The 19,387-nt window shown below is 71.2% G+C and carries 16 protein-coding genes; all 16 read left to right on the forward strand.

The genetic code is table 11. The features are described 5' to 3' along the window. Positions 1-2 precede the first annotated feature (2 nt). From ACQPXM_RS17665 to ACQPXM_RS17740, 16 genes are read left to right on the forward strand one after another with little or no spacing between them, the layout of a single operon-like run. A complete protein-coding gene (locus tag ACQPXM_RS17665) occupies positions 3-2,144 on the forward strand; it encodes a phage tail sheath C-terminal domain-containing protein (RefSeq protein ID WP_432949894.1) in 2,142 nt (713 codons plus the stop codon). Positions 2,145-2,175: 31 nt separating this feature from the next. Next, the gene (locus ACQPXM_RS17670) at positions 2,176-2,646 is read left to right on the forward strand and encodes a phage tail protein (protein ID WP_432949896.1); all 471 of its coding nucleotides are present in this window, start codon (positions 2,176-2,178) and stop codon (positions 2,644-2,646) included. Positions 2,647-2,671: 25 nt separating this feature from the next. After that, complete coding sequence (locus ACQPXM_RS17675) at positions 2,672-3,496, forward strand: hypothetical protein (RefSeq protein WP_432949898.1); 825 nt, start codon at positions 2,672-2,674, stop codon at positions 3,494-3,496. Between the two features lie 23 nt (positions 3,497-3,519). After that, positions 3,520-3,666 (forward strand): hypothetical protein, encoded by a 147-nt coding sequence (locus tag ACQPXM_RS17680; RefSeq protein ID WP_432949900.1) that lies wholly within the window; start codon positions 3,520-3,522, stop codon positions 3,664-3,666. Positions 3,667-3,685: 19 nt separating this feature from the next. Beyond that, positions 3,686-5,416, forward strand: coding sequence for a hypothetical protein (locus ACQPXM_RS17685; protein WP_432949902.1), 1,731 nt, complete (start codon positions 3,686-3,688; stop codon positions 5,414-5,416). A 1-nt stretch (position 5,417) separates the two neighbouring features. Then, positions 5,418-7,457, forward strand: a complete 2,040-nt coding sequence (locus tag ACQPXM_RS17690; protein ID WP_432949904.1) for a hypothetical protein — start codon at positions 5,418-5,420, stop codon at positions 7,455-7,457. Beyond that, the gene (locus tag ACQPXM_RS17695) at positions 7,454-9,319 is read left to right on the forward strand and encodes a hypothetical protein (RefSeq protein WP_432949906.1); all 1,866 of its coding nucleotides are present in this window, start codon (positions 7,454-7,456) and stop codon (positions 9,317-9,319) included. Before ACQPXM_RS17690 ends, ACQPXM_RS17695 begins: the two co-directional genes overlap by 4 nt. 9 nt (positions 9,320-9,328) lie before the next feature. After that, the gene (locus ACQPXM_RS17700; protein ID WP_432949908.1) at positions 9,329-10,087 is read left to right on the forward strand and encodes a hypothetical protein; all 759 of its coding nucleotides are present in this window, start codon (positions 9,329-9,331) and stop codon (positions 10,085-10,087) included. 10 nt (positions 10,088-10,097) lie between these two features. Then, complete coding sequence (locus tag ACQPXM_RS17705; protein ID WP_432949910.1) at positions 10,098-10,415, forward strand: hypothetical protein; 318 nt, start codon at positions 10,098-10,100, stop codon at positions 10,413-10,415. A gap of 1 nt (position 10,416) precedes the next feature. Beyond that, positions 10,417-11,577 (forward strand): hypothetical protein, encoded by a 1,161-nt coding sequence (locus ACQPXM_RS17710; protein ID WP_432949912.1) that lies wholly within the window; start codon positions 10,417-10,419, stop codon positions 11,575-11,577. A 5-nt stretch (positions 11,578-11,582) separates the two neighbouring features. Beyond that, the gene (locus ACQPXM_RS17715; protein WP_432949914.1) at positions 11,583-12,401 is read left to right on the forward strand and encodes a phage baseplate assembly protein V; all 819 of its coding nucleotides are present in this window, start codon (positions 11,583-11,585) and stop codon (positions 12,399-12,401) included. Continuing rightward, complete coding sequence (locus ACQPXM_RS17720) at positions 12,401-12,754, forward strand: hypothetical protein (protein WP_432949916.1); 354 nt, start codon at positions 12,401-12,403, stop codon at positions 12,752-12,754. Before ACQPXM_RS17715 ends, ACQPXM_RS17720 begins: the two co-directional genes overlap by 1 nt. Before the next feature lie 14 nt (positions 12,755-12,768). After that, complete coding sequence (locus ACQPXM_RS17725) at positions 12,769-13,134, forward strand: GPW/gp25 family protein (protein ID WP_432949918.1); 366 nt, start codon at positions 12,769-12,771, stop codon at positions 13,132-13,134. 7 nt (positions 13,135-13,141) lie between these two features. Beyond that, positions 13,142-14,755, forward strand: a complete 1,614-nt coding sequence (locus tag ACQPXM_RS17730) for a baseplate J/gp47 family protein (protein WP_432949920.1) — start codon at positions 13,142-13,144, stop codon at positions 14,753-14,755. A gap of 10 nt (positions 14,756-14,765) precedes the next feature. Beyond that, positions 14,766-18,848, forward strand: a complete 4,083-nt coding sequence (locus tag ACQPXM_RS17735; RefSeq protein WP_432949922.1) for a hypothetical protein — start codon at positions 14,766-14,768, stop codon at positions 18,846-18,848. Further along, a complete protein-coding gene (locus tag ACQPXM_RS17740) occupies positions 18,845-19,381 on the forward strand; it encodes a hypothetical protein (RefSeq protein WP_432949924.1) in 537 nt (178 codons plus the stop codon). The genes ACQPXM_RS17735 and ACQPXM_RS17740 overlap by 4 nt, the downstream gene beginning before the upstream one ends. Positions 19,382-19,387: the final 6 nt, after the last annotated feature.

Raw genomic sequence — 19,387 nt, forward strand, 5'->3', positions numbered from 1 at the left:
CGATGGCGTTCAACATCGGTGTCAACGTGGTCGAGGTCGACGGGTCCGCCGCGCCGTCGATCACCGGAGCAGCGGTCTCGGTCGCCGGGTTCACCGTGCTCACCGAACGCGGCGTACCCGGCCGGCCGGCCCGGGTGACCAGTTTCGTGCAGTTCGCGGAGCGGTTCGGCGGCTACTTCCGGGGCGGGCTCGGTGCCTACCTGGTGAAGGGGTTCTTCGACAACGGGGGCCAGACGGCCTACATCAACCGCATCGTCGACGCCGACCCGAAGAAGGGCGCCAAGGCCGCCACCGCCGCGCTGAAGGACGACGGCGGTACCACCGTGCTGGAGGTGGCCGCCGGGTATCGGGGCCGTCTCGATCCGGGCGACTGGGGCAAGCGGCTGTTCGTCCGGGTCCGGCACAGTTCGTCGGCGACCAGCGTGGTGCGCGAGTCCGAGCCGGCCAGCATCACGGGAGCAGCCCTGGGCGGAGCGACGGTCGACATGACCGATGCGCCCAAGCTCGAGGTGTTCGTCGACGGGGCCGAGGGTGCCACCGAGATCGAGTTCGACGACGACGACTTCGCCGACCGGACCAAGGCGACGCCTGAGGAGATCAGGGACGCGATCAACCGCGGTACCTCGCTGCTCCGGGCCTCGGTCGCCCCGGGCGCCGCACCGCAGAAGCTCGTGCTGACCTCGACCGGCGTGGAAGCGGCCGGATCGACCGGCCGGACCAGCCTGCGGGTGGCCGCGGCCAACGCGAAGCTGGGGTTCGGTGCCGGGACGAGTCCGACGCCGGGAACACTGGAGCAGTTCGCCGCAGGCGGTACGAGGCTGCAGTCCACGGAGGGTTTCGCGGTCGGCGACGCCCTCGTGATCACCGCGACCAAACCGGGAGCGACGCCTGGCCAGGACCCCGTCCCGGTCGTCGCGACCGGTGGTCACCGGACCATCAGCTCGATCGACGGCGCCACCGGTGCGGTCAAGTGGACACCGAACATCGGCAACATCGCGGACTTCTCCGACACCGCCACCGTCACGGTCGCCAACGCCGAGTTCGACCTGCTGGTCGCCGACGGCGCCGCGGACGAGGAGCACGTGGTGGAGACGCACCTCGGCCTCACGCTGGAACCCGAGCTGCAGCACTACGCGTCCCGGGTGCTGAACCACCCGGTGACCGGCTCCCGCTTTCTCCGGCTGGCCGACGTCGCCGCCGCCACCAGGGACCGGCCCAAAGCGGAGTGGACCGCGCTGCAGGGCGGGTCCGACGGCAGCCCGAAGAGCAATCACTTCATCGGCGACGAAGCCGAGGGCACCGGGTTCTTCGCGTTCTCGCCGTACGACATCCAGTTGCTGTGTTGCGAGCGCGCGGACGTGGTGATCTCGAAGGCGGCGCTCGCGTACTGCGAGAAGCGCGGCGACGCCATGTTCGTCGGTTCGGTGCTGGAGGGCCTGCGGGGTGAGGACGCGGTCCGGCACGGAAAGCTGTTGCAGACGCGGAAGTCGTACGGCGCGCTGTACGGGCCCTGGATCATCGTGCCGGACCCGGCCGGACTCGGCGACAACCCGCGGATCACCATCCCGCCGGTCGGCCACGTGATGGGCGTGTACGCGCGGATCGAGACGTCCCGCGGTATCTGGAAGGCGCCGGCCGGCGACGAGGCGAACCTGCTCGGAGTGCTCGACACGGAGTACCAGTTCTCCGACACCGATCACACCGACCTGGTGGTCAACGGGTCCGTCAACGGCATCCGTCCGGTCCCGCGGGCCGGAATCGTCGTGGACGCCTCCCGGACGCTGAGCACCGATCCACGCTGGCGCTACGTCAACGTGCGGCTGCTGTTCAACTACGTGAAGTCCAGTCTGCGCGAGGGGTTGCGTTCGGCCCGCCAGGAGCCGAACCGCGAGTCGCTGTGGAACGCGGTGAAGTTCGGGACCATCACGCCGTTCCTGATGGGGCTGTGGCGGCAGGGAGCCTTCGGGACCGGAACCCCCGAGCAGACCTTCACCGTGGTCGTCGACGCCACCAACAACCCGCCCGACCAGGTCGCCCAGGGCAGGCTGACGGTGGAGGCGTACTTCTACCCGGGCCTGCCCGCCGAGACCATCGTGATCATCTGCGGCCAGCAGCCCAGCGGCGTGACCGTGGCCGAGGCCTGACACCGCCCGACCGAGTGAAGGAGCAGCAGCCATGCCCAAGGTGGGTGATTTCTACGAGGGCTACCGGGCGAACGAGTTCGTCCTGGTCATCGACGAGAAGGAGAGTCCGGGGGTCAGCAAGGTCAGCGGCCTCAGCGAGGGTGAGATCGACACCATCGAGCAGCCGGACGGCGGCACCATGCACGTCTACAAGCTGGCGGCCTCGAAGGTGAAGTTCGAGCCGCTGACCGTCGAGCGCCGCGTCGACGGCAGTCCGGAGGACCAGCGGTTCCGCGAGTGGTTCCGGCAGACCTTCAACCTGAACGTCCGGCAGCAGGGCGGTTCGGCGGTGCGCAAGAACGGGCTCGTCATCAAGCGCCATTTCGGGACCGACGTGCTCACCTTCGCGTTCTACAACGCCTGGGTGAAGTCGTCGAAGTTCAGCGATCTGGAGGCGGGGTCGACCAACCTGCTGCTGCAGACGATCGTGCTCGAACACGAAGGACTGGAGCGGGTCGGCTGACCCACCCGAGATCGAGGAGGACGCGATGACGACCATGGACATCGACCACGACCGGACGGTCGACGCCGTACCGGCCGGCGGACGGACCGGCGGCCGCGAGATCGAGGTGACGCTGCCGGTCGGCTACCTGGACGACCAGGGGCGGATGCACCGGCGGGTGACGCTCCGGAAGATGACCGGCCGGGACGAGGCACTGCTCGCCGATCCGGCGAACCAGCGCAACGGGGGCCGGCTGGTCACCTCGCTGCTGCACAGTTGCGTCACCGGTCTCGGCGAGCTGAGCCCGGTGAAACGCAGCGACATCGAGTCCATGTACTCGGTGGACCGCAACTTCCTGCTGATCCGGTTGCGCTCCTTCACCTTCGGCCCCGAGCTGCCGGCCGGGTACACCTGTCCGGCCTGCGCCGAGCGGTTCGAACAGCTGGAGGACCTGGACTCGCTGCCGGTCCGGGCGCTGCCCGGCGAGGAGCCGCCCGAGGACATCGTGGTGGAACTGGTCGACGGCTACCTGGACCGCGACGGCAGCGTGCACACCGCGCTGACGCTGCGGATGGCCCGCGGCGACGACGAGACGGCGGCCGCGCCGCAGATGCGCAAGAACGCCTCGCTCGGCAAGAACGCGTTGCTGGCCCGCTGCCTGAGATCGCTCGGTGACGTGCCCCGGCACCGGCTCGAGGCACTGGGCTCACGGATCCTCGCCGATCTCACCCTGACCGACCGGCGGCTGATCGACCGCGCCTTCACCGAGAACGCGCCGGGGATCGACCTGATCCGCGTCCTGGACTGCCCCGCCTGCGGTCACGAGCTGCGCGCCACCTTGGACCTGACGAATTTTTTAGCCATGGACTGACGATCGAGCAACTGCGCCAGGAGGTGTTCTTCCTCGGTTACCACCTGCACTGGTCGTGGTCGGAGCTGATGGACATGGACTGCAGCGAGCGGCGGGCGCACGTGAACCTGCTGATCGAGCAGATCGAGCGGGAGAACGCCCGCGTGGAGGCCGCCCGCAACGGCGAGTAGCAGGAAGGAGGGACCGCGGATGCCCCTGGCGCTGCTGTTGCAGAGAATGACCGCGGCGCTCACCGCGACCGCGCGGACGCTGACGCCGTGGATCGACATCGCCGCCCGCGAGGCGACGGTTGTGGAACGGGCCCGCAGCGCCTTCCTGATGCACTGGTTCGGCCGGCGGCTGCCGATGAACGGCCTGGCGCTGCGCGCGCACATCGCCAACCTCGGCGAGCTGAACGCGCGATACCTCGCGGCGCAGCGGTCGGTCCCGGCCAGCCAGGGCGGACCGAACCTGACCGAACCGGTGCTCGGGTTCGCCGGGATGCTCGGCGGGATGCTGCTCAGCCCGGCAGGCATGATCGCCGGGGTCAGCCTGCTGTGGCGGTTCAGCACCTTCAGCATCGGTGTCCTGCTGGCCGGGCTCGCCTGGGTCGTCGCGCCGTTCCTGCTCGGCTACGGTCTGATCGCCGCGCCGGTGGGGACCTCGATCCTGGTCGGCGGCGGCCTGCTGGCAGCGGGCGCGGTGTTCGCGTTGGCAGCAGCGCTGGGAGATCGGCGTGAGCTCCGCGGCGTGTTCGACCTGTTCGGGTCGCTCGCCCGGTTGATGAACGCGTCGGTGCTGCTGCTCGACCAGTTCGCCGGCCCGCGCGCCGAAGTGCGCAATCCCTTGCTGGCCAAGGTTCTGGTCCTCGGCGACCAGCTGGCCGCACTGTTCGCCCAGCTGCTCGGCGCGGTGGCGATGCTGGTCGTCAAGGTCGGGCCGTTGCTCGAGCCGGTCGCGACGCTGCTGATGGGAATGGCACGCCTGACCGCGACGGTCGTCGCCACCGTGGCCGAGGTCGCCGACGGCCTGCGGCGGCGAGTCGCGGAGTTGCTCGCCGGTGAGTCGTCCGTGGGCGCGGTCCTCGACCGATCGGCCGGCGTCGTCCGGGATCAACTGAGCCGGGTGACCCGCGGCGTCGGAGCGCAGCTCGACGTGCTGATCGCGGCGCTGACCGCGGTCGGGACCACCCTCGGTGCCAAGGGCAACGAATTCCTGGACACGGCCGGCGATTTCGTCGTCCGGCTGTTCCTCGACCACCCGATCGGCAGGGTCTTCGCCGCGCTGGCCCGCGAACTCAATCTGGTCAAGACCGTGTTCGCCACGCCGGTACCACCGCGAACGGGCGGCGCGGGGACGTCGGGAATCACCCTCCCGACGCTGCCCGAGCTCCCCGCGGTACGGCCGTTCCCGGCGCTGCCGACCGCACCGGACACCAAGGTCCCGAAGCGGCGGCTCGGCGCCGCCGTGCCCACCCTCGACTGGTCGACCATCGAGCGAGTGGCCGCTGAGCTGGGGTCGGTCTCCCTCGACGCACCGCCGGTCGAGCTCGGGCCCGCCGCCCGTGCGGCCGTTGCCGGAACGGCACGGCGGCCGAGCATCTTCGCGCCGGAGCGCGATGAGCTCCTGACCGGGCTGCTGCGACCGGTCGCCCTATGGGATCTCGACCCCGGCCGGCTTGCCCGGTTTCGGGACGCGTTCGGATTGATCGTCGGGCGGGTGCTGCCACCTGAACTGCGCGGTACGGCGCTGCCCGGCCTGGTCGACCCGGAAGCGCTGCCGGTGCTGGACCTGCCCACCACCGACGACTTGCGCCCGGTGGTCCGCACGTTGCGGCTGCGCATGCCGGGTGCGCACCCCACCGATGTGCGGCAGTTCGAGGATCTCCTGGTCGCGCGGCTGCGGGCGAGGTCGTACCCGGCGCCGGTGGGAGGGCGGTGAGATGCCGATCGACTTCGCCGCCGTCGCCGCGCGGTACGCCGCGGCGTTCGCCTTGCAGTTGCGGGTCGTGACCGTCCAGCAGGCGATCGGTTCGGCGCTCGAACGCCGCCAGGAGGCCGCGAAGCTGGTGGATCTGGCCACCGAGAGCTTTCCGATCGTCCGGTTCTTCAACGGCGCGGTGACGCTCTGGTTGCCCCCGGGGCAGCGCGGATCGCTGACACCGGCGGCCCCACCACGGTCGTTCCTCGACCACCTGGCCGAGGGCGCTGGTGGCTTCCTCGACGGCCTCGGCCGCGCGATCGCTCCGCTGCGCGGCACCAGTCAGGAGACGGCGATCGCCCGCTTCCTCACCGCGGCCGAACGGGCGCTGGCCGACATCGAGACCTCGGTACGGCGCTTCCGCACACCGTCGCCGCGGATGTTCGATCCGGACTCGCGCAACGCGTCGGATCTGTTCGGCCTGCTCGGCCTCGCCGTCCGCGTCCTGGGCGAGGCCAGCACCACCAGTGGCGCGGTACGGCGACTGGCCGGCCAGCTGCGGGCGGCCATCACCGCGGTCGGCATGCCGCTGCCGGACAAAGTGTTCCGGGTCCTCGGCCCACCCGCCGGCGGTGAACCGCCGCCGGCCGCTCGCACCCTGGCGGAGACGGCGGATGCCCTGGCCAGGAACGCCCTTGCCGCGATCGTGCTCGTCGGCTCGCTGCCAAGCCTGATCGACTGGCTGCTCACGGACGGCGCGGTGGCCCTGAGGCTGTGGGTCCTCGACGCCTTCGAGAAGGTGGAACGCCAGCTGTACCGGTTGCGCGGTACGGCGTTCGAGGTCGTCTTCGGCGGCGGGACCGGGCTGGTTCAGCGCGGGGTGCTGCTGGCCGGCGCGATCCAGAAGGTGCTCGGCGCGAACGTCGAGTTCCAGCTGAAGTTCTACCGTGCCTACGGCGTCCAGTTCGCTACCGGCGTGCGGGACTTCGTCATCGGCCTCGGCGAGTTCCTGAAGGACGTGGTGAGTCTGCTGCAGGCGATTCCCGGTCTGCTGCAGGCGATCACCCGGTTCGGCCTGGACGAACTGCTGCGCGCCAAGCTCGGGTGGGCCGCGCACCTCGTCCCGAACCTCAGACTGGACGATCTGCTGGACGCGGACGGCTTCGCAGTGAACACGGGCCTGCGGGACAACCTCGTCGACGCCCTGAACGCGGCGGACCGGCTGCTCGACGACCTCGACAGGAACCTGCCGGTCCTGGAGTTCACGGAGGGTTATCGCTACGGCAAACGGCAGATCGCGCGGGGGCGGCGCCTCGTCCAGGGGTTGTTCACCGGCGGTGGCGCGGGCGCGGCCGTGCCGGTCCTGACCGAGGGTCCGCCGCTGGACTTCCGCTCCGACTTCCCGGACCTGGGCAAAATGCTGTTCGGTGAGGGGCGCGACCAGCAGTACGTCGCCGCGGTCACCCGGCTGGAGCACGCCGCCGTCATCGCGAACGAGAAGGTGTTCCGCCGGGTCTCCCGCGGGATGTACGCACTGGCCGACCGGTTCACCGCCGAGTCGGCACGGGCGGCCAAGGCCGACGAGAAGGGCCGGCTGGCCGGGCTGGGCGAGCAGGCCGACCGCGTCGCCGAGTCGTTCTACGGCCCGGAGGTCGCCGCCCAGCGCAAGGCGGTCCAGCAACGCCCTCGCGATCCGATGGCGCACGCCTTCGAGGCATGGCTGGCCTCCACCTCGTCCACCGGTGGGTTCCTGCTCATCGGCGAAGTGATCCCGGCGTACGCCGGTGAGCTGGCCGCGGCGTGGCGCGCACAGCTCGCCGAGGGGACGGAGCTCACCGCGGAACTCACCCCGACGTCGCCGCACATCCTGCGCAAGCGCGCGGTGCTCGGCCGGGTCAGGGTGCCGCGACTGACCCTGCGGGCCGCGCCGGGGCGGGCGTTGGACCAACGGTTCGCCGGCGAGGTCGCCGACCTGTTCGGCGACGTCACGCGCGATGCCTACCTGACCGGGCAGCGGCGGGTGCGGGAGCTGGCGGAGCTGGGCAGCGGTGAGCAGCGATGAACGAAGAGGTGCTGATCACCCAGCTGGGACTGCTGCTCACCCAGACCCGGTACGCCAGAAGGGCTTTGGAGGACATCGAGCGCGCGACCTCCGCCTACGCCACCTTCACGTTCACGTCGGTGATCGCGGCGGGACCGCGCTTCGGTGAGCCGCCGCTGTTCGACGGGGCCTTGAAGGTGCACGTGGTGAACATCTCCGACCTGGCGCCCGGTGGCGGGTTCGGCGACTTCCTCGAGGGACTGCTCGGCGGGGTCGGCCGATTGATCGGCAACATCCCAGGCGGGCTGATCGGCGGCACGATCAGCTCGTACTCGATCGTCGGATCACTGCCCACCATCCACGCGATCGCGGTCCGGGTCGAGAACATCCTCGCGATGATCGGGATGCGGGCGACGGACCCGGTCGGGAAAGCGATTTCGGGCGCGCGCGGCGAGCCGGTCGGCGGCAGCACCCTGCTGGCGCAGCTGGCCGCGATCAAAGCGGCGGTCGACAGCCTGACCGGGCTCTTCGCCGCGGCCTCGGGCAGGCCGGAACCAGCCGCCGGGATGCCGGAGCCGGTGACCGCGGACGGCACGAGGTGGCTGCGGCTGCTCGACAGCGCGACCGCGACCCTGTCGGCGTTGTCCCGGCTGGCCGACGGGCTGATCATCGCCCTGCCGATCGTGGTCGGGTCCATCTCCTGGTTGATCGCACGGCTGGCCGACATCAGGCTCGCGCTGGCCGAGACGCTGCGGTTCCTGCTCCGTCAGGCACTCATGCTGCGTGGCCTGGTCGCCGTCACGGTGTTCGACACGCTCGCCATGGTGGCGCGGACCGCGGCCGGTGTCCTGGGGATCCTGCAGGCCACCGTCGGCAGCGTCCTCGGCTCGGTGTTCGAGATGGTCCGCGAGGCGCTGCTCGCGGTCTTCGACCTGGCCGGTGTGCTCGGCGAGGCGATCAAGAAAACCGTTGACGCGCTGCTGAACTGGCTGGTGCCGACGGTCGACGTCATCCTGCGGAACCTCGGCGACCTGCGCGTGTTCCGGGTGCTCACCCACGTCATCCGGATCCTGCCCGCGATCCTTCCGGTCGTGTACGAGCTCGCCAAGGACCATCCGATCCAGGACCGCACGGTGCTGGATCGCCTCAACGACGCGGCCCAGCTGCCGTTCCTCGACCCGACCCGGCCCGGCGGTGTCGCCGTCACGGCACCGGTCACGCCGCCGGAGGCGCCGAACCTGCGCGCCATCCTCACAGATCCGGCGCTGGTCGGCCGCGCGACCGGCGCGCTGGACCGCATCCAGCAGGTCACCCAGGACGGGCTGCGGATCAGTGGTGACGCCGTGACCTCGGGGCTGCGCGACATCGGCGGCAAGCTGGACCGCGCCGCGGCCGAAGAGGCCGCGGTGTCCAACAGCAGCCTCGCGAAGCGTCTCGACGAGGTACGGGACCGCTCGGCCGAGCTGTCCGGGCAGCTGGTCGTCGGGGAGAAGATCCGCACCGGGACAGGGCTGGAGGCGATCGCCGACGCCTACGAGAAGTGGCTGACCGGCGGCGGCCTGGACACCCTGCTCGGCACGATCACCAGGCACTTCGCCAGTACTGAGGGGCGGGCCGGGGTCCCCGCCGCGGCGGCCGCCACCGCCGTGCTGGACCGGCCGCGCGCCACCGTCCAGATCGACGAGATGATCATCGAGGTCGGCGGCGCGGCGCCGGCCCCGGAAAGCCCCCGGGCAGAACCGGCGCCGGAACCTCCCGGCCCGCTCGGGCCCGGCGATTTCCCCCTGCCCGCGGACCGCGACGACATCGAGCGGCACGCCCGGATGTGGTTCGACTTCGGCCAGCGCGACGGTGGTCGTGGCCGGCTGCCCAGCCCGACGTAGGAGCCCGCGATGGACCGAAAGACCGGATACCTGGCGAACGTGCTCAACGTGCCGCCGTTGATCTTCCGCTTCCAGTTCAACCCCGAGCTGATGTCGGAGAAGAAGAGCTTCGGCTACCGCGAGGTGCAGAGCTTCGGCAAGTGGGGGTTCGACCGGACCGCGGCGGAAACCGGGTTCGGCAACGTGTTCGGCTTCTTCGACGACGTGAAGGAGTTCGGCAGCCTGCTGGTCGGTACCAAGGGGCTGGAGGCGGACACCGGCAAACCACGCACCTTCGCGCTCGACTTCGCCCTCGACGCCAGGAACCTGCCCGACATCCCGCAACCGCTGCCGGGCCAGAACGCACCGGTGCCGGTGGCGGGCGACAAGCGGTTCGGTGGCCGGCTTGAACCGAGCCTTGCGGTGCTGCGCTCGTTCATGAACCCGGCCTGGGACCCGGTCAGCGACATGCTGGCCTGGCTGGCACCGGGCCGGAAGTTCTGCATGCCCACCCGGCCGCCGTTGTGCAACCTCAAGCTCGGCGGGATCGATCTGGACTGCGTGATGAGCGATCTGAACATCAAGGTCACCCATTTCAAGACCGATCTCACCCCCGAGCGTGCCGAGATCAGCGTGACGCTGACCGAGCAGACGCAGTCCCTCGCCACCAGCCTCGACTACCTGGCCCGAGTCGTCGAGGTGAGCAAGTCGTACCTCCAGTTGGAGGGCGAGGACTGGATCCAGGCAGCGCCCGGGGCCGGGCTGGTGCAGAACATCTTCGCGCTCTAGGAGGACGACGATGCCGGTTTCGATCACATCCCGCTACCGCGGCCTCGACGTGTACGACGCCGTCGACGCCGCCGGCACCGTCCGTCCGACGGTCGCCATCCGTCGGTCGGCGGCGAGGCCGCGGGCCGCCGTCGACTACCAGCACCGGGTGGCGGCGCTCGAGGACGTCGAGTACCTCGCCTGGCACTACTTCGGTGACAGTGAGAGCTGGTGGCGGATCGCCGACGCCAATCCCGCGGTGTTCCCGCTGCGGCTGCGTCCCGGGGAGATCCGGGCGATCCCGATCAGCGGTTCGCCGGGCCTGATCGAGCGGAAGCGGGTGTTCTGAGATGGGTACGCCCGGCGACGAGACCGCGGTGGCGGAGCTCTGGATGAGTGTGGACGGCAAGGACTGGCGCGACGTGTCCTCGCCGGTGCAGTCGGTCGACGTGGAGGACCACGACCGGCTCACCGACAAGGCGACCGTGGTGCTCGACGACAACACCGGGGTCCTGGCCGACGCCTCGTTCGAGGGGCTCGAGGTCCGGATCACCCTCGGCTGGAAGGCGCAGCGGGCGAAGATCTTCGAGGGAGTGGTCAGCGCGGCCAGGGTGATCGCCGCCCCGGGCGGGCAGCGGATCGAGCTGACCGCACTCGACTTCACCCACCGGATGAGCAAGCACACGCCCACCGAACCGGTGGTGTGGAACCGCGGCGAGACCCTCACCAAGGTGCTGACCGACATCGTCACGCGGGCGGAGTACCGGATCAAGGTGGGCCAGATCGAGCCGACCGAGGAGCTCACGTTCGACAAGACGCGGGCGCTGCGGCAGGCCAACGTCAACGACTGGGCGTTCGTGCTCGACCTCGCCGAGCGGCAGAACTGCCTGGCCTTCCTGGAGTTCGACGGCAAGAACACGTCGGAGTTCTTCTTCGTCCCGATCGAGAAGGTCGGGACGGCCAAGCCGGTCGGAACCCTCAGCTACTGCCGCGGGATGGGCGACCTGGTCGAGTTCGACTTCGAGCGGATCAGTTCCGGCGCTCTGCCCACCCGGTCGGCCAGCACGATCGACCCGGCCTCCGGCGCCGTCGTCGACGCCCCGGCGGCGCCGCCGGCCCCGCGGCCGGAACTGCCGGCGCCCGGTACCGGACGTGACCCCGGCCTGGGGGCGGACCGGCGCGCGGCGCTGGAATCGCTCACCGAGCTGGCCGCCGCGGCCGACGCCAAACTGGCCGCGCCCACCGAACGGGTCGCCGGCGCCGTCGCCGATCCCGGCGCGGCCAAGGCCAAGATCGTTCCCGACCCGACCCGGCGGCTCGGGTTCTCCGGGCGCGGCGTCGCCACCGGCAACGTGCTGCTCCGGGCCAAGTCCCGGGTCTCCATCAGCGGCATCTCGGCCTGGGCGGCAGGGGACTGGTACCTGACCAAGGTCAATCACGTCTACCGCCGGGAGCGCTCCGAGCACCGCAGCAGGGCCAGCTACTTCACCAAGTTCGCGGCGACGAGGTGAGGGGAATGCTCACCGAGGAACTCGGCCGGCACGTCGGCCGCTACTACGGCAAGTACCGCGGCAAGGTGGCCGACGACACCGATCCGGACTTCCGCGGCACCCTGCAGGTGACGGTACCCGCCGTGTTCGGGCCGACCGCCACGGTCTCCGCTGTACCGTGCCTGCCGTACGGGCACTTCTTCGTACCGCCCAAGGACACCGACATCTGGGTCGAGTTCGAGGCGGGCGACCTCGACCACCCGATCTGGACCGGTGTCTGGCACCCGGCCGGCACCACCCCGGCCGAGGCGGAGGTGTCACCGCCGGAGCACCGGGTGATCCACACCGTGTCCGGGCACACCGTCGAGTTCGCCGACGAGGACGGCCAGGAGCGGATCCTGATCCGGCACGCCGCCGACGCGTTCATCTCCATCGACCCCGACGGCAGCGTGCTGATCGCCGATGCCAGGGGCTCGCACCTGCACCTGGACGCCAAGGAGGGCAAGACGACGCTGGTCGAGGCCCACGGCAACCATTTGACCATGACCGGCAAAGGCACGGCCGTGGTGAACCCCAAGGGAACGGTCGTCAACGTCGTCGACGACACGGTCCACGTGACCGCGGCCTCGGTGATTCTCAACGCCACCTCGGTCGCGCTCGGCACCGCGGCGGCCGAGCCGACCATCATGGGTACCGCGTTCAACGCGCTGTGGCAGGCGTTGCTCACCCACACGCACGTGGTCGCCACCCCGGCCGGTCCTGGTACCGCTGCGCCGTCGGTGGAACTGCAGCCACTGCGATTGCTGCCTGGCGTTCACCTGACGAGTTCCGTGGTGGTGAAGTGATGAGCCGCTGCCACTTCCCGCCGTTCCCCTCGATCAAGCTGCCCACACCGCCCGGGCTTCCGTCGGTACCGCAGCTGCCGCCGTTGCCGTCGCTGTCGCTTCCGGAGTTGCCTGGTCTGCCGGTGCCGAAGCTCCCGGCGTTCGCCGTACCGGTCCCGGCGCCGCCGGGCCTCCCCAAGATTCCTGACCTTCCACAGCTGCCGACTCTGTCCGCGCCGGACCTGCCGGGCTTGCCGGCGCCGAAGATTCCGTCGTTCGCCGTGCCGGTCCCCGCGCTGCCCAGTTTGCCCGCGGTGCCGGCGCTGCCCGCGTTGCCCAGCCCGCCCGCGTTGCCCGCGTGCCCATTGGACTGATCCGGAGGACCCTTATGACCGACCCAAGCGGAGCCGCTTTCCCGTTCCGGATCGACCCGCGGACCGGCGGTGTCGCGATGTCCGGCGGGGACCAGAAGATCCGCGACGACCTGCGGGTGCTGCTCGGCACCCGGTTGGGCGAGCGGCCGATGCTGCGGGACTTCGGCACCCGGATCCACGCGCTGGTGCACGAGCCCGACGACGACGTCACCGCCGATCTGCTGCGCAAGCAGGCGCACGAGGCCGTGGTGCGGTGGGAACGGCGCATCGTGGTGACGCGCGCCGTACTGGAACGCCGCGAGGGCGAGCTGCGGCTGGTCCTCGGTTACGTGCACAGTGACCGGCCGGTGGCCGCCGAGATGATCATCCCGATCGTGTGAGCCGGCCATGGTGACCCCAGCGCAGCCGGCGCCACCGGCGATCGACTACACCGACAAGGACTTCCGGTCTCTGCGGGAGGCGATGTTGCGGCTGGCCGCGCAGCGGCTGCCGGAGTGGACCGATCGCTCGCCCGCCGACCTGGGCGTGCTGCTCGTCGACCTGTTCGCGTACTGCGGCGACGTGATGCTCTACTACCAGGACCGCATCGCCAGCGAGCTGTTTCCGAGCACCGCCAGTGAGCGCGCGGGCATCGTCGACATGCTCCGGCTGATCGGCTACGAGCTGTCCCCGGCCACGCCCGCCGTCGCCGATCTGCAGCTGACCTTCGCGATGCCCGCCGGCGCGCAGACCGTGACGGTGCCGCACGGCGCGACCTTCGTGACCGGTACCGGCACCGGAGGCGCGATCGAGTTCACGTACCTCGGGCCGAAGCTCGAGCTGGACCTGCTGTCGGATCAGGTACGCCCCGGCGTCGGCGACGACAGCGAGCCGGTGGTGCGGTACGACGGTCTGCCGGTCGAGCAGAGCCGCCAGGAGAATCCGCCGCCGCTCGGGAGTTCGACCGGCGAAGCAGGCCAGAGCTTCCCGCTGCCGCACCAGGCGGTGGTGGTGGACTCCGTGGTGGTGCAGGTCGACGAGGGGGCGGGCTGGGTGACCTGGGACCGGCGGGAAAGCCTGCTGTTCGACATCGCCGCCGACGGCCGAGCGGTGTTCGCCCATCCCGGCGACCGCACGTACCAACTGCTGTTCGACGCCGCCGGCACGGCCCACGCGGTGTTCGGCAGTGGGCGGCGGCCGCCGGTCGGCACCGACAAGGTCCGGGCGAGTTACCGGGTCTGCCAAGGCGCCGCCGGGAACGTCGCCGCGGGCGCGATCACCGAGGCGCAGACCCCCATCACCGGGCTGCGGTCGGTGATCAATCCCGCGGCCGCGGCCGGGGGTGGCGACGCCGAGCGGGCCGATCACGCGATTCGCTATGCGCCCTTCGCCTTTCGCTCGACCAACCGCGCCGTCACGACGAGCGACTACGTCGCGCTGGCCCAGCGCACCGGCACGGTCGCGAAGGTGCGGGCGCGGAGTACGTCGTGGAACACCGTCGATCTGTACGTCGCGCCGGCCGGTCCGGTCCTGCGACCGGTGCCGGAGGCGCTGCGGCACCGGCTGCTCGGCTATTTCGAGGACAAGCGCATGGCGGGCACCATGGTCGCCGTCCTGGACGCCGAGCCGGTCGTCGTCGACATCTCCGTCGAGCTGACCGTCGACAAGCGGTTCCTGGCCGAGGTGACCGTCAGCCAGGTGGCCCGGGCCATCGCCGCCCTGCTGGACTTCGACACCGTCGACTTCGGGCACACGCTGTACCAGAGCGACGTCTACGCCGCCGCCGAGTCCGTGGAGGGCGTGCTTGGTGCCACGGTCACCCGGTTCCAGCGGGCCGACCGGCCCGCACCGGATCTGGAGGCCGAGCTGGCGAGGTACCAGCTGCCGCCGATGGCCCAGCTGCCCGCGTTCCTGCGGGACGCGGTGGCTGCGGGGGTGGCGCCGGAGGGCCGGATCGACATCGGCGAGTTCGAGATCCCCACCCCCGGGGTCCTCGACGTCCGGCTGAAGCCGGCCGGGTGAGGACTGCGCCGTGCGGATCGAGTCGTTCGCCGCCACCGCCGACCTGATCGGGCGGCGGGTGCTGCTGCGGTGGACGATGATCCCGGTCCCCGGGGCCTCGGTGCTGGACTGGCCGGTGGTGACGATCCGGCGCAAACGGCGCGACTTCGCCTTTCCCGCCACGGTCTCTGGTGCCTACCTGGTCTACGACGACGCCGCCTTCCCGCCCGCGCCGGTGCCGGGCGGGACCGACGTCGTCGATCTCCCCGACCGCGATTTCGTGGCGGGCGCGCTGCGGATCGTCGAGCGGACGGTGACGGTCACCGAACCGGTCCGCGGCCTGGTGCAGGAGGTCCGCCGTCGCGTCGTCCGCACCGTCTTCGGCCCGGACCGCGCGGTGCTGCGCCGGGAGATCGAACTGCTCGACGCGGGCGACTTCGGCGGCCTGCTCCTCGACGCCGGCGTGCCGTACTACTACCAGCTGGACAGCTCGTCGGCGCCGCACCCGTGGCGGGCAATCGCGACACCAGGAGAGGTGCACGGGAACCACCGCACCCTCTACGAGCTGATTCCCGCCGTCTACCGGCGTCACGACACCGTCGTACGGCCGAGCGACCCGGGAACCGGGCGGCTGCCCGAGGCGAACGCCGCCGGGGGACAGCTCCGCCGGTTCGTCGACATCTTCGGCGTCTCCCTCGACGCGATCCTCAGCTCGGCCGAGGGGCTGCGCGGTCTCCGCGCGACGGCCGACGTCGATCACCGCTTCCTGCCGCTGCTCGCGGACTGGATCGGCTGGGATCTCACCGTCGAGGGCGACGTCGCGCGGCAGCGCAGCGAGATCGCCACCGCCCCCAAGCTGTACGGCGCGGTCGGCAGCATCCCCGGCGTCCGCAGCATCGTCGACCACTACACCGGCTGGTCGACCCGCGTCGCCGAGCTCGCGCAGAACATTGCCCGCAGCAACGTCGCACCGCAACGCAACCTCTTCGCGGCGGTGGAGCGAGGTGGCACCTGGTGGGGGGCCGACGACGCGGCTCCGGTTCTCGGCCTGGTACCACCGGACGCCGTCGCGACCGGCGCGGCCGGGCTGGCGGCCGAGCTGACCGGATCGACCACCGGGCCGTTCGCACTGAGCCCGGGGATGAGCTTGACCGTCGCGATCGACGGGGCGGTCCCCACTACCATCACCTTCGGCCCCGACGACTTCGCCGACGTCAACGCGGCCACCGCTGTGGAGGTCGCGGCGGTGCTCGGCCGGATGGTGACCGGAGCCGACGTCGACGCGGTAGCCGGCAAGATCAGGCTGCGATCGCGGCTGGCCGATGCCGACTCCCGGGTCGAGGTGAGCTCGACGACGGCGAGCTTGATCTCCCTGGACGGCGCTCCGCGGGGCCGGCTCGCCACGGTCGTCGACGGTACGCAGCGACTGTGGACCGTGTACGCGGCCACGACCGGTACGACGTCCGGCCCGCGTCTGATGACCAAGACCTGTCTGCGCGGCGGCTGGCTCGGCGCCGTCGCGGTCGAGCCGAACGCGCCGGCGCCGCAGGCGGACCCTGCGCTCATCGAGGGGCCGAACGGCGGCGTCCTGTGGCTCGCCTCGGTCGAGCATCCCGACACCGACCGCGCCGTACTGCGCTGGCGCGGCGGCCTGCCCCGCACGATGGAACCGGCTCGCCTGCACGGTGAGCTGCGCGGTCCGTTCCGGCTCACCGCCGGCACCCGCCTGACCCTCACTGGCTACGGGACGACCGAGGCCTTCCACATCGACGCTGCCGCGTACCCAGATCTCTCGGCCGCCAGCGCTGACCAAGTGGCCCAGGCACTCAAGGCCCAGCTCGCCGGCGTCGACGCGACGCCGGCCGCTGACGGTGGGCTGAGCTTGAACACCGTTGCGGCCGGACCCGGCGTCGTCCTTCGGGTCGACCTGGCCGCGTCCACCGCCGCCCGCACCCTCGGCTTCGGGGACCGGCGGCTGATCGGGCGCGGAGACTGGGACCCGACGGTCGATTGGTCGCCCGCGACCCCGGTCGGCTCGGTGCCGCTCGGCCGCCACGCGGACTGTACGGCGGCCACGGATCCGGAGGGCGCTGTCCGGCTGGTGTGGCGCACCCACGTCGAGCATGCCTGGCGAGTGGCGAGGGTTCGCTGGGACGGCGCGGTGCTGGCGGCGACCGCGAGCGGAGTCGGAATTGTCCCCGGTACCGGCGACCAGCCGCCCACCACCAGTGCGGACGGCCTGCCCAGCGACCAGGTTCGCGCGGTCGCGGTCGATGCGGACGGATCGACCTGGTTCGCCACCGCTGCGGGCGCCGCGGTGCGAAGGCCCGACGGAAGTATCTCGGTGCTGACGGTCGCGAACACCGGCGGTGGGTTGGGCAGCGACGATGTGCGCGCGGTGGCCGTGGCACCGGACGGCACCGTGTGGTTCGGCCATCCGTCCACACCCCTCACCCCGGGCGCGAGTGCCCGAAGGCCGGACAACACCTGGCTTCCGGACAGCGCACTGGCCGGCTTGCTGGGCAAGGACGTCCGGCACGTCGCGACCGAGTTCGGAGGCGTGGCGCCTTCGGTGTGGTTCGCCACCGCAACAGGCGTCGTACGTCGTACGGGCGCCGGCTGGTCGACGTACGAGACCGCCCAAGGGCTGCTCAGCAACGATGTCCGGCAGGTGGTGGTGGATCCGCATGGCGCGCTGTGGGTGGCCACTGCCGCGGGCCCGGCGCGGATCTCGCGCGACGGCTCGGTCTCCGGCATCGATCTGGCGCGGCTCGGGATCGTCGGTGCCAATGATGTCCGGGCGATCGCGCCGGTGCCGGTACCGGTCGAGCCTCAGCCGGCGGTCCGTGAGTACGGGCCCGTCTGGATGGCGACCGCGGTGGGGTTGGTCGAGCTGCGCAGCGACCGACTGGCCGAGTTGTACACCGTCGCTGACGGCCTGCCGGGCAACGACTGCCGCACGGTCCTGGTGACACCCGACGGTGTGATTCACGCGGGCACCTCCGCCGGGCTCGGCGTCCGCGACAAGGCCGGCTGGCACACCCTGACCACCGCGGACGGGTTGATCGGCGACGACGTCCGCGATCTGCACGGTCCGTGGTCGGCGCCGCAATGGTTCGCAGACGCCGGGGCGGGCGAGCAGGATCCCCAGCTTGTCCGCGACGGCAACCGGCTGTGGCTGGCGTCCTCGCACTTGGTAGCCGTCGCCGATCCGTCGGGCCGCCGGAAGATCCGGATCCGCCGGTTCGACTGGCCCGGCCCGGCGTGGACGGATCCGACCGACCTCACCAACGGGTCGGCCGCGGACCGGGAGCCCGCCGTCGCACCCCGCGGAGCGAACGGCGCCCGGGTGTACTTCCGCTCCGATCGCGGCGGTGGCGCGGATCTGTTCTCGGCCGACATCGACACCGCGGGAGCGGTCACGGCACCCGCACCGGTCCTGGGCGGGCCGGCCGCGGACACCGATCCGACCTCCGTCGGCATGCCGGACGGGTCGACGTGGCTGCTGTTCCGCAGCGACCGCAACATCGCGTTCGGACGGCTCGGCGGCGACGTCGCGGGCTCCGGGACCAGCCGGCACGCGGCCGACGAGGCCTCCGTCCGCCGCTTCGCCGGCTCGGTCACCGTGACGCCGAACGACCTGGACCGCAACCGCGGCCGCCGTCAGTTCGGCGACCTGCTGAGCTACACGCCACAGCGGCCCGACGGCACGCCGCCCGGCCCGGACGAGCTGTACACCCCGAACACGCTCGGGCTTTACGTCGAACGCGGGCCCGCCGGACGCCCGCTGGTCGCCCGCGACGCGGAACGCCTGCGCCAGTTGCTGATTCGCTTCCTGCCGGTCAACCGGCGCGCGATCGTCGTACTGCGGTCGGCGCAGCTCGACGAGGAGGTGTTCGGGCCGGGTCAGCCGCTGGGTGATTCCTACCGGGACGAGTACCCGTTCGCCGAATACCTGACCGTGGTCGATGCCAGCTCCGTGTCCGCACCCGGGTGGCGGGTGTTCCGCTTCGCCGATCCCGCCAGCCGTACCTCGGTTCCGTCCACACCGACCACGCCGTCAGCTCAGCCCAACCGCAGTTGGTGGCCACCGTTCCCCGAGGAGGACCCATGACCGACGAAACCGCGACCGACCGGCTGTCCGGCCGGTACCGCGACGTGCTGCTCGGTCATGACGGCCGGGTCGTCTGGGACCGCGGCTGGCGGTCCAACACCATCGTCGGCGACTGCCGCAAGCTGCTGGCGGCGCTGGTCCGGGGCGCGCCCGCGGCGACCGGCATCACCGGTCTGCGGGTCGGGGCCGGCTTGGCGGCCTGGGACGCCAGTGGACCGCCGACGGCAACCAGCGGGACGACTCGCCTCGTCGACCCGAACCCCTTCACCGCGGGGCCGGCCGCGCTGCGGATGGATTTCCTCACCGCCGCCACAGTGTCCGCCACCCCCACCAACCGGCTGCAGATCCACGTCACGCTCGGCCCGAACCTGCCGAGCTGGCCGGACGGCAACCACCCCGTCAGCAGCCTGCGCGAGTTCGGGCTGGCAGCCACTCTCGACGGCGCCCCGGTACTGCTCAACTACGTCACCCATCCCGTCATCGCCAAGGATCCCGCGAGCACCTTGCAACGGACCATCTGGCTGACGTTCTGAAAAGGG

The sequence above is a fragment of the Kribbella sp. CA-253562 genome (genome assembly GCF_050942265.1).
GTDB lineage: Bacteria > Actinomycetota > Actinomycetes > Propionibacteriales > Kribbellaceae > Kribbella.

Coding starts and splice junctions, on each gene's coding strand:
- ACQPXM_RS17665 (WP_432949894.1), top strand. CDS start 3: ATGGCGTTCAACATCGGTGTCAACGTGGTCGAGGTCGACGGGTCCGCC.
- ACQPXM_RS17670 (WP_432949896.1), top strand. CDS start 2,176: ATGCCCAAGGTGGGTGATTTCTACGAGGGCTACCGGGCGAACGAGTTC.
- ACQPXM_RS17675 (WP_432949898.1), top strand. CDS start 2,672: ATGACGACCATGGACATCGACCACGACCGGACGGTCGACGCCGTACCG.
- ACQPXM_RS17685 (WP_432949902.1), top strand. CDS start 3,686: ATGCCCCTGGCGCTGCTGTTGCAGAGAATGACCGCGGCGCTCACCGCG.
- ACQPXM_RS17690 (WP_432949904.1), top strand. CDS start 5,418: ATGCCGATCGACTTCGCCGCCGTCGCCGCGCGGTACGCCGCGGCGTTC.
- ACQPXM_RS17695 (WP_432949906.1), top strand. CDS start 7,454: ATGAACGAAGAGGTGCTGATCACCCAGCTGGGACTGCTGCTCACCCAG.
- ACQPXM_RS17700 (WP_432949908.1), top strand. CDS start 9,329: ATGGACCGAAAGACCGGATACCTGGCGAACGTGCTCAACGTGCCGCCG.
- ACQPXM_RS17705 (WP_432949910.1), top strand. CDS start 10,098: ATGCCGGTTTCGATCACATCCCGCTACCGCGGCCTCGACGTGTACGAC.
- ACQPXM_RS17710 (WP_432949912.1), top strand. CDS start 10,417: ATGGGTACGCCCGGCGACGAGACCGCGGTGGCGGAGCTCTGGATGAGT.
- ACQPXM_RS17715 (WP_432949914.1), top strand. CDS start 11,583: ATGCTCACCGAGGAACTCGGCCGGCACGTCGGCCGCTACTACGGCAAG.
- ACQPXM_RS17720 (WP_432949916.1), top strand. CDS start 12,401: ATGAGCCGCTGCCACTTCCCGCCGTTCCCCTCGATCAAGCTGCCCACA.
- ACQPXM_RS17725 (WP_432949918.1), top strand. CDS start 12,769: ATGACCGACCCAAGCGGAGCCGCTTTCCCGTTCCGGATCGACCCGCGG.
- ACQPXM_RS17730 (WP_432949920.1), top strand. CDS start 13,142: ATGGTGACCCCAGCGCAGCCGGCGCCACCGGCGATCGACTACACCGAC.
- ACQPXM_RS17740 (WP_432949924.1), top strand. CDS start 18,845: ATGACCGACGAAACCGCGACCGACCGGCTGTCCGGCCGGTACCGCGAC.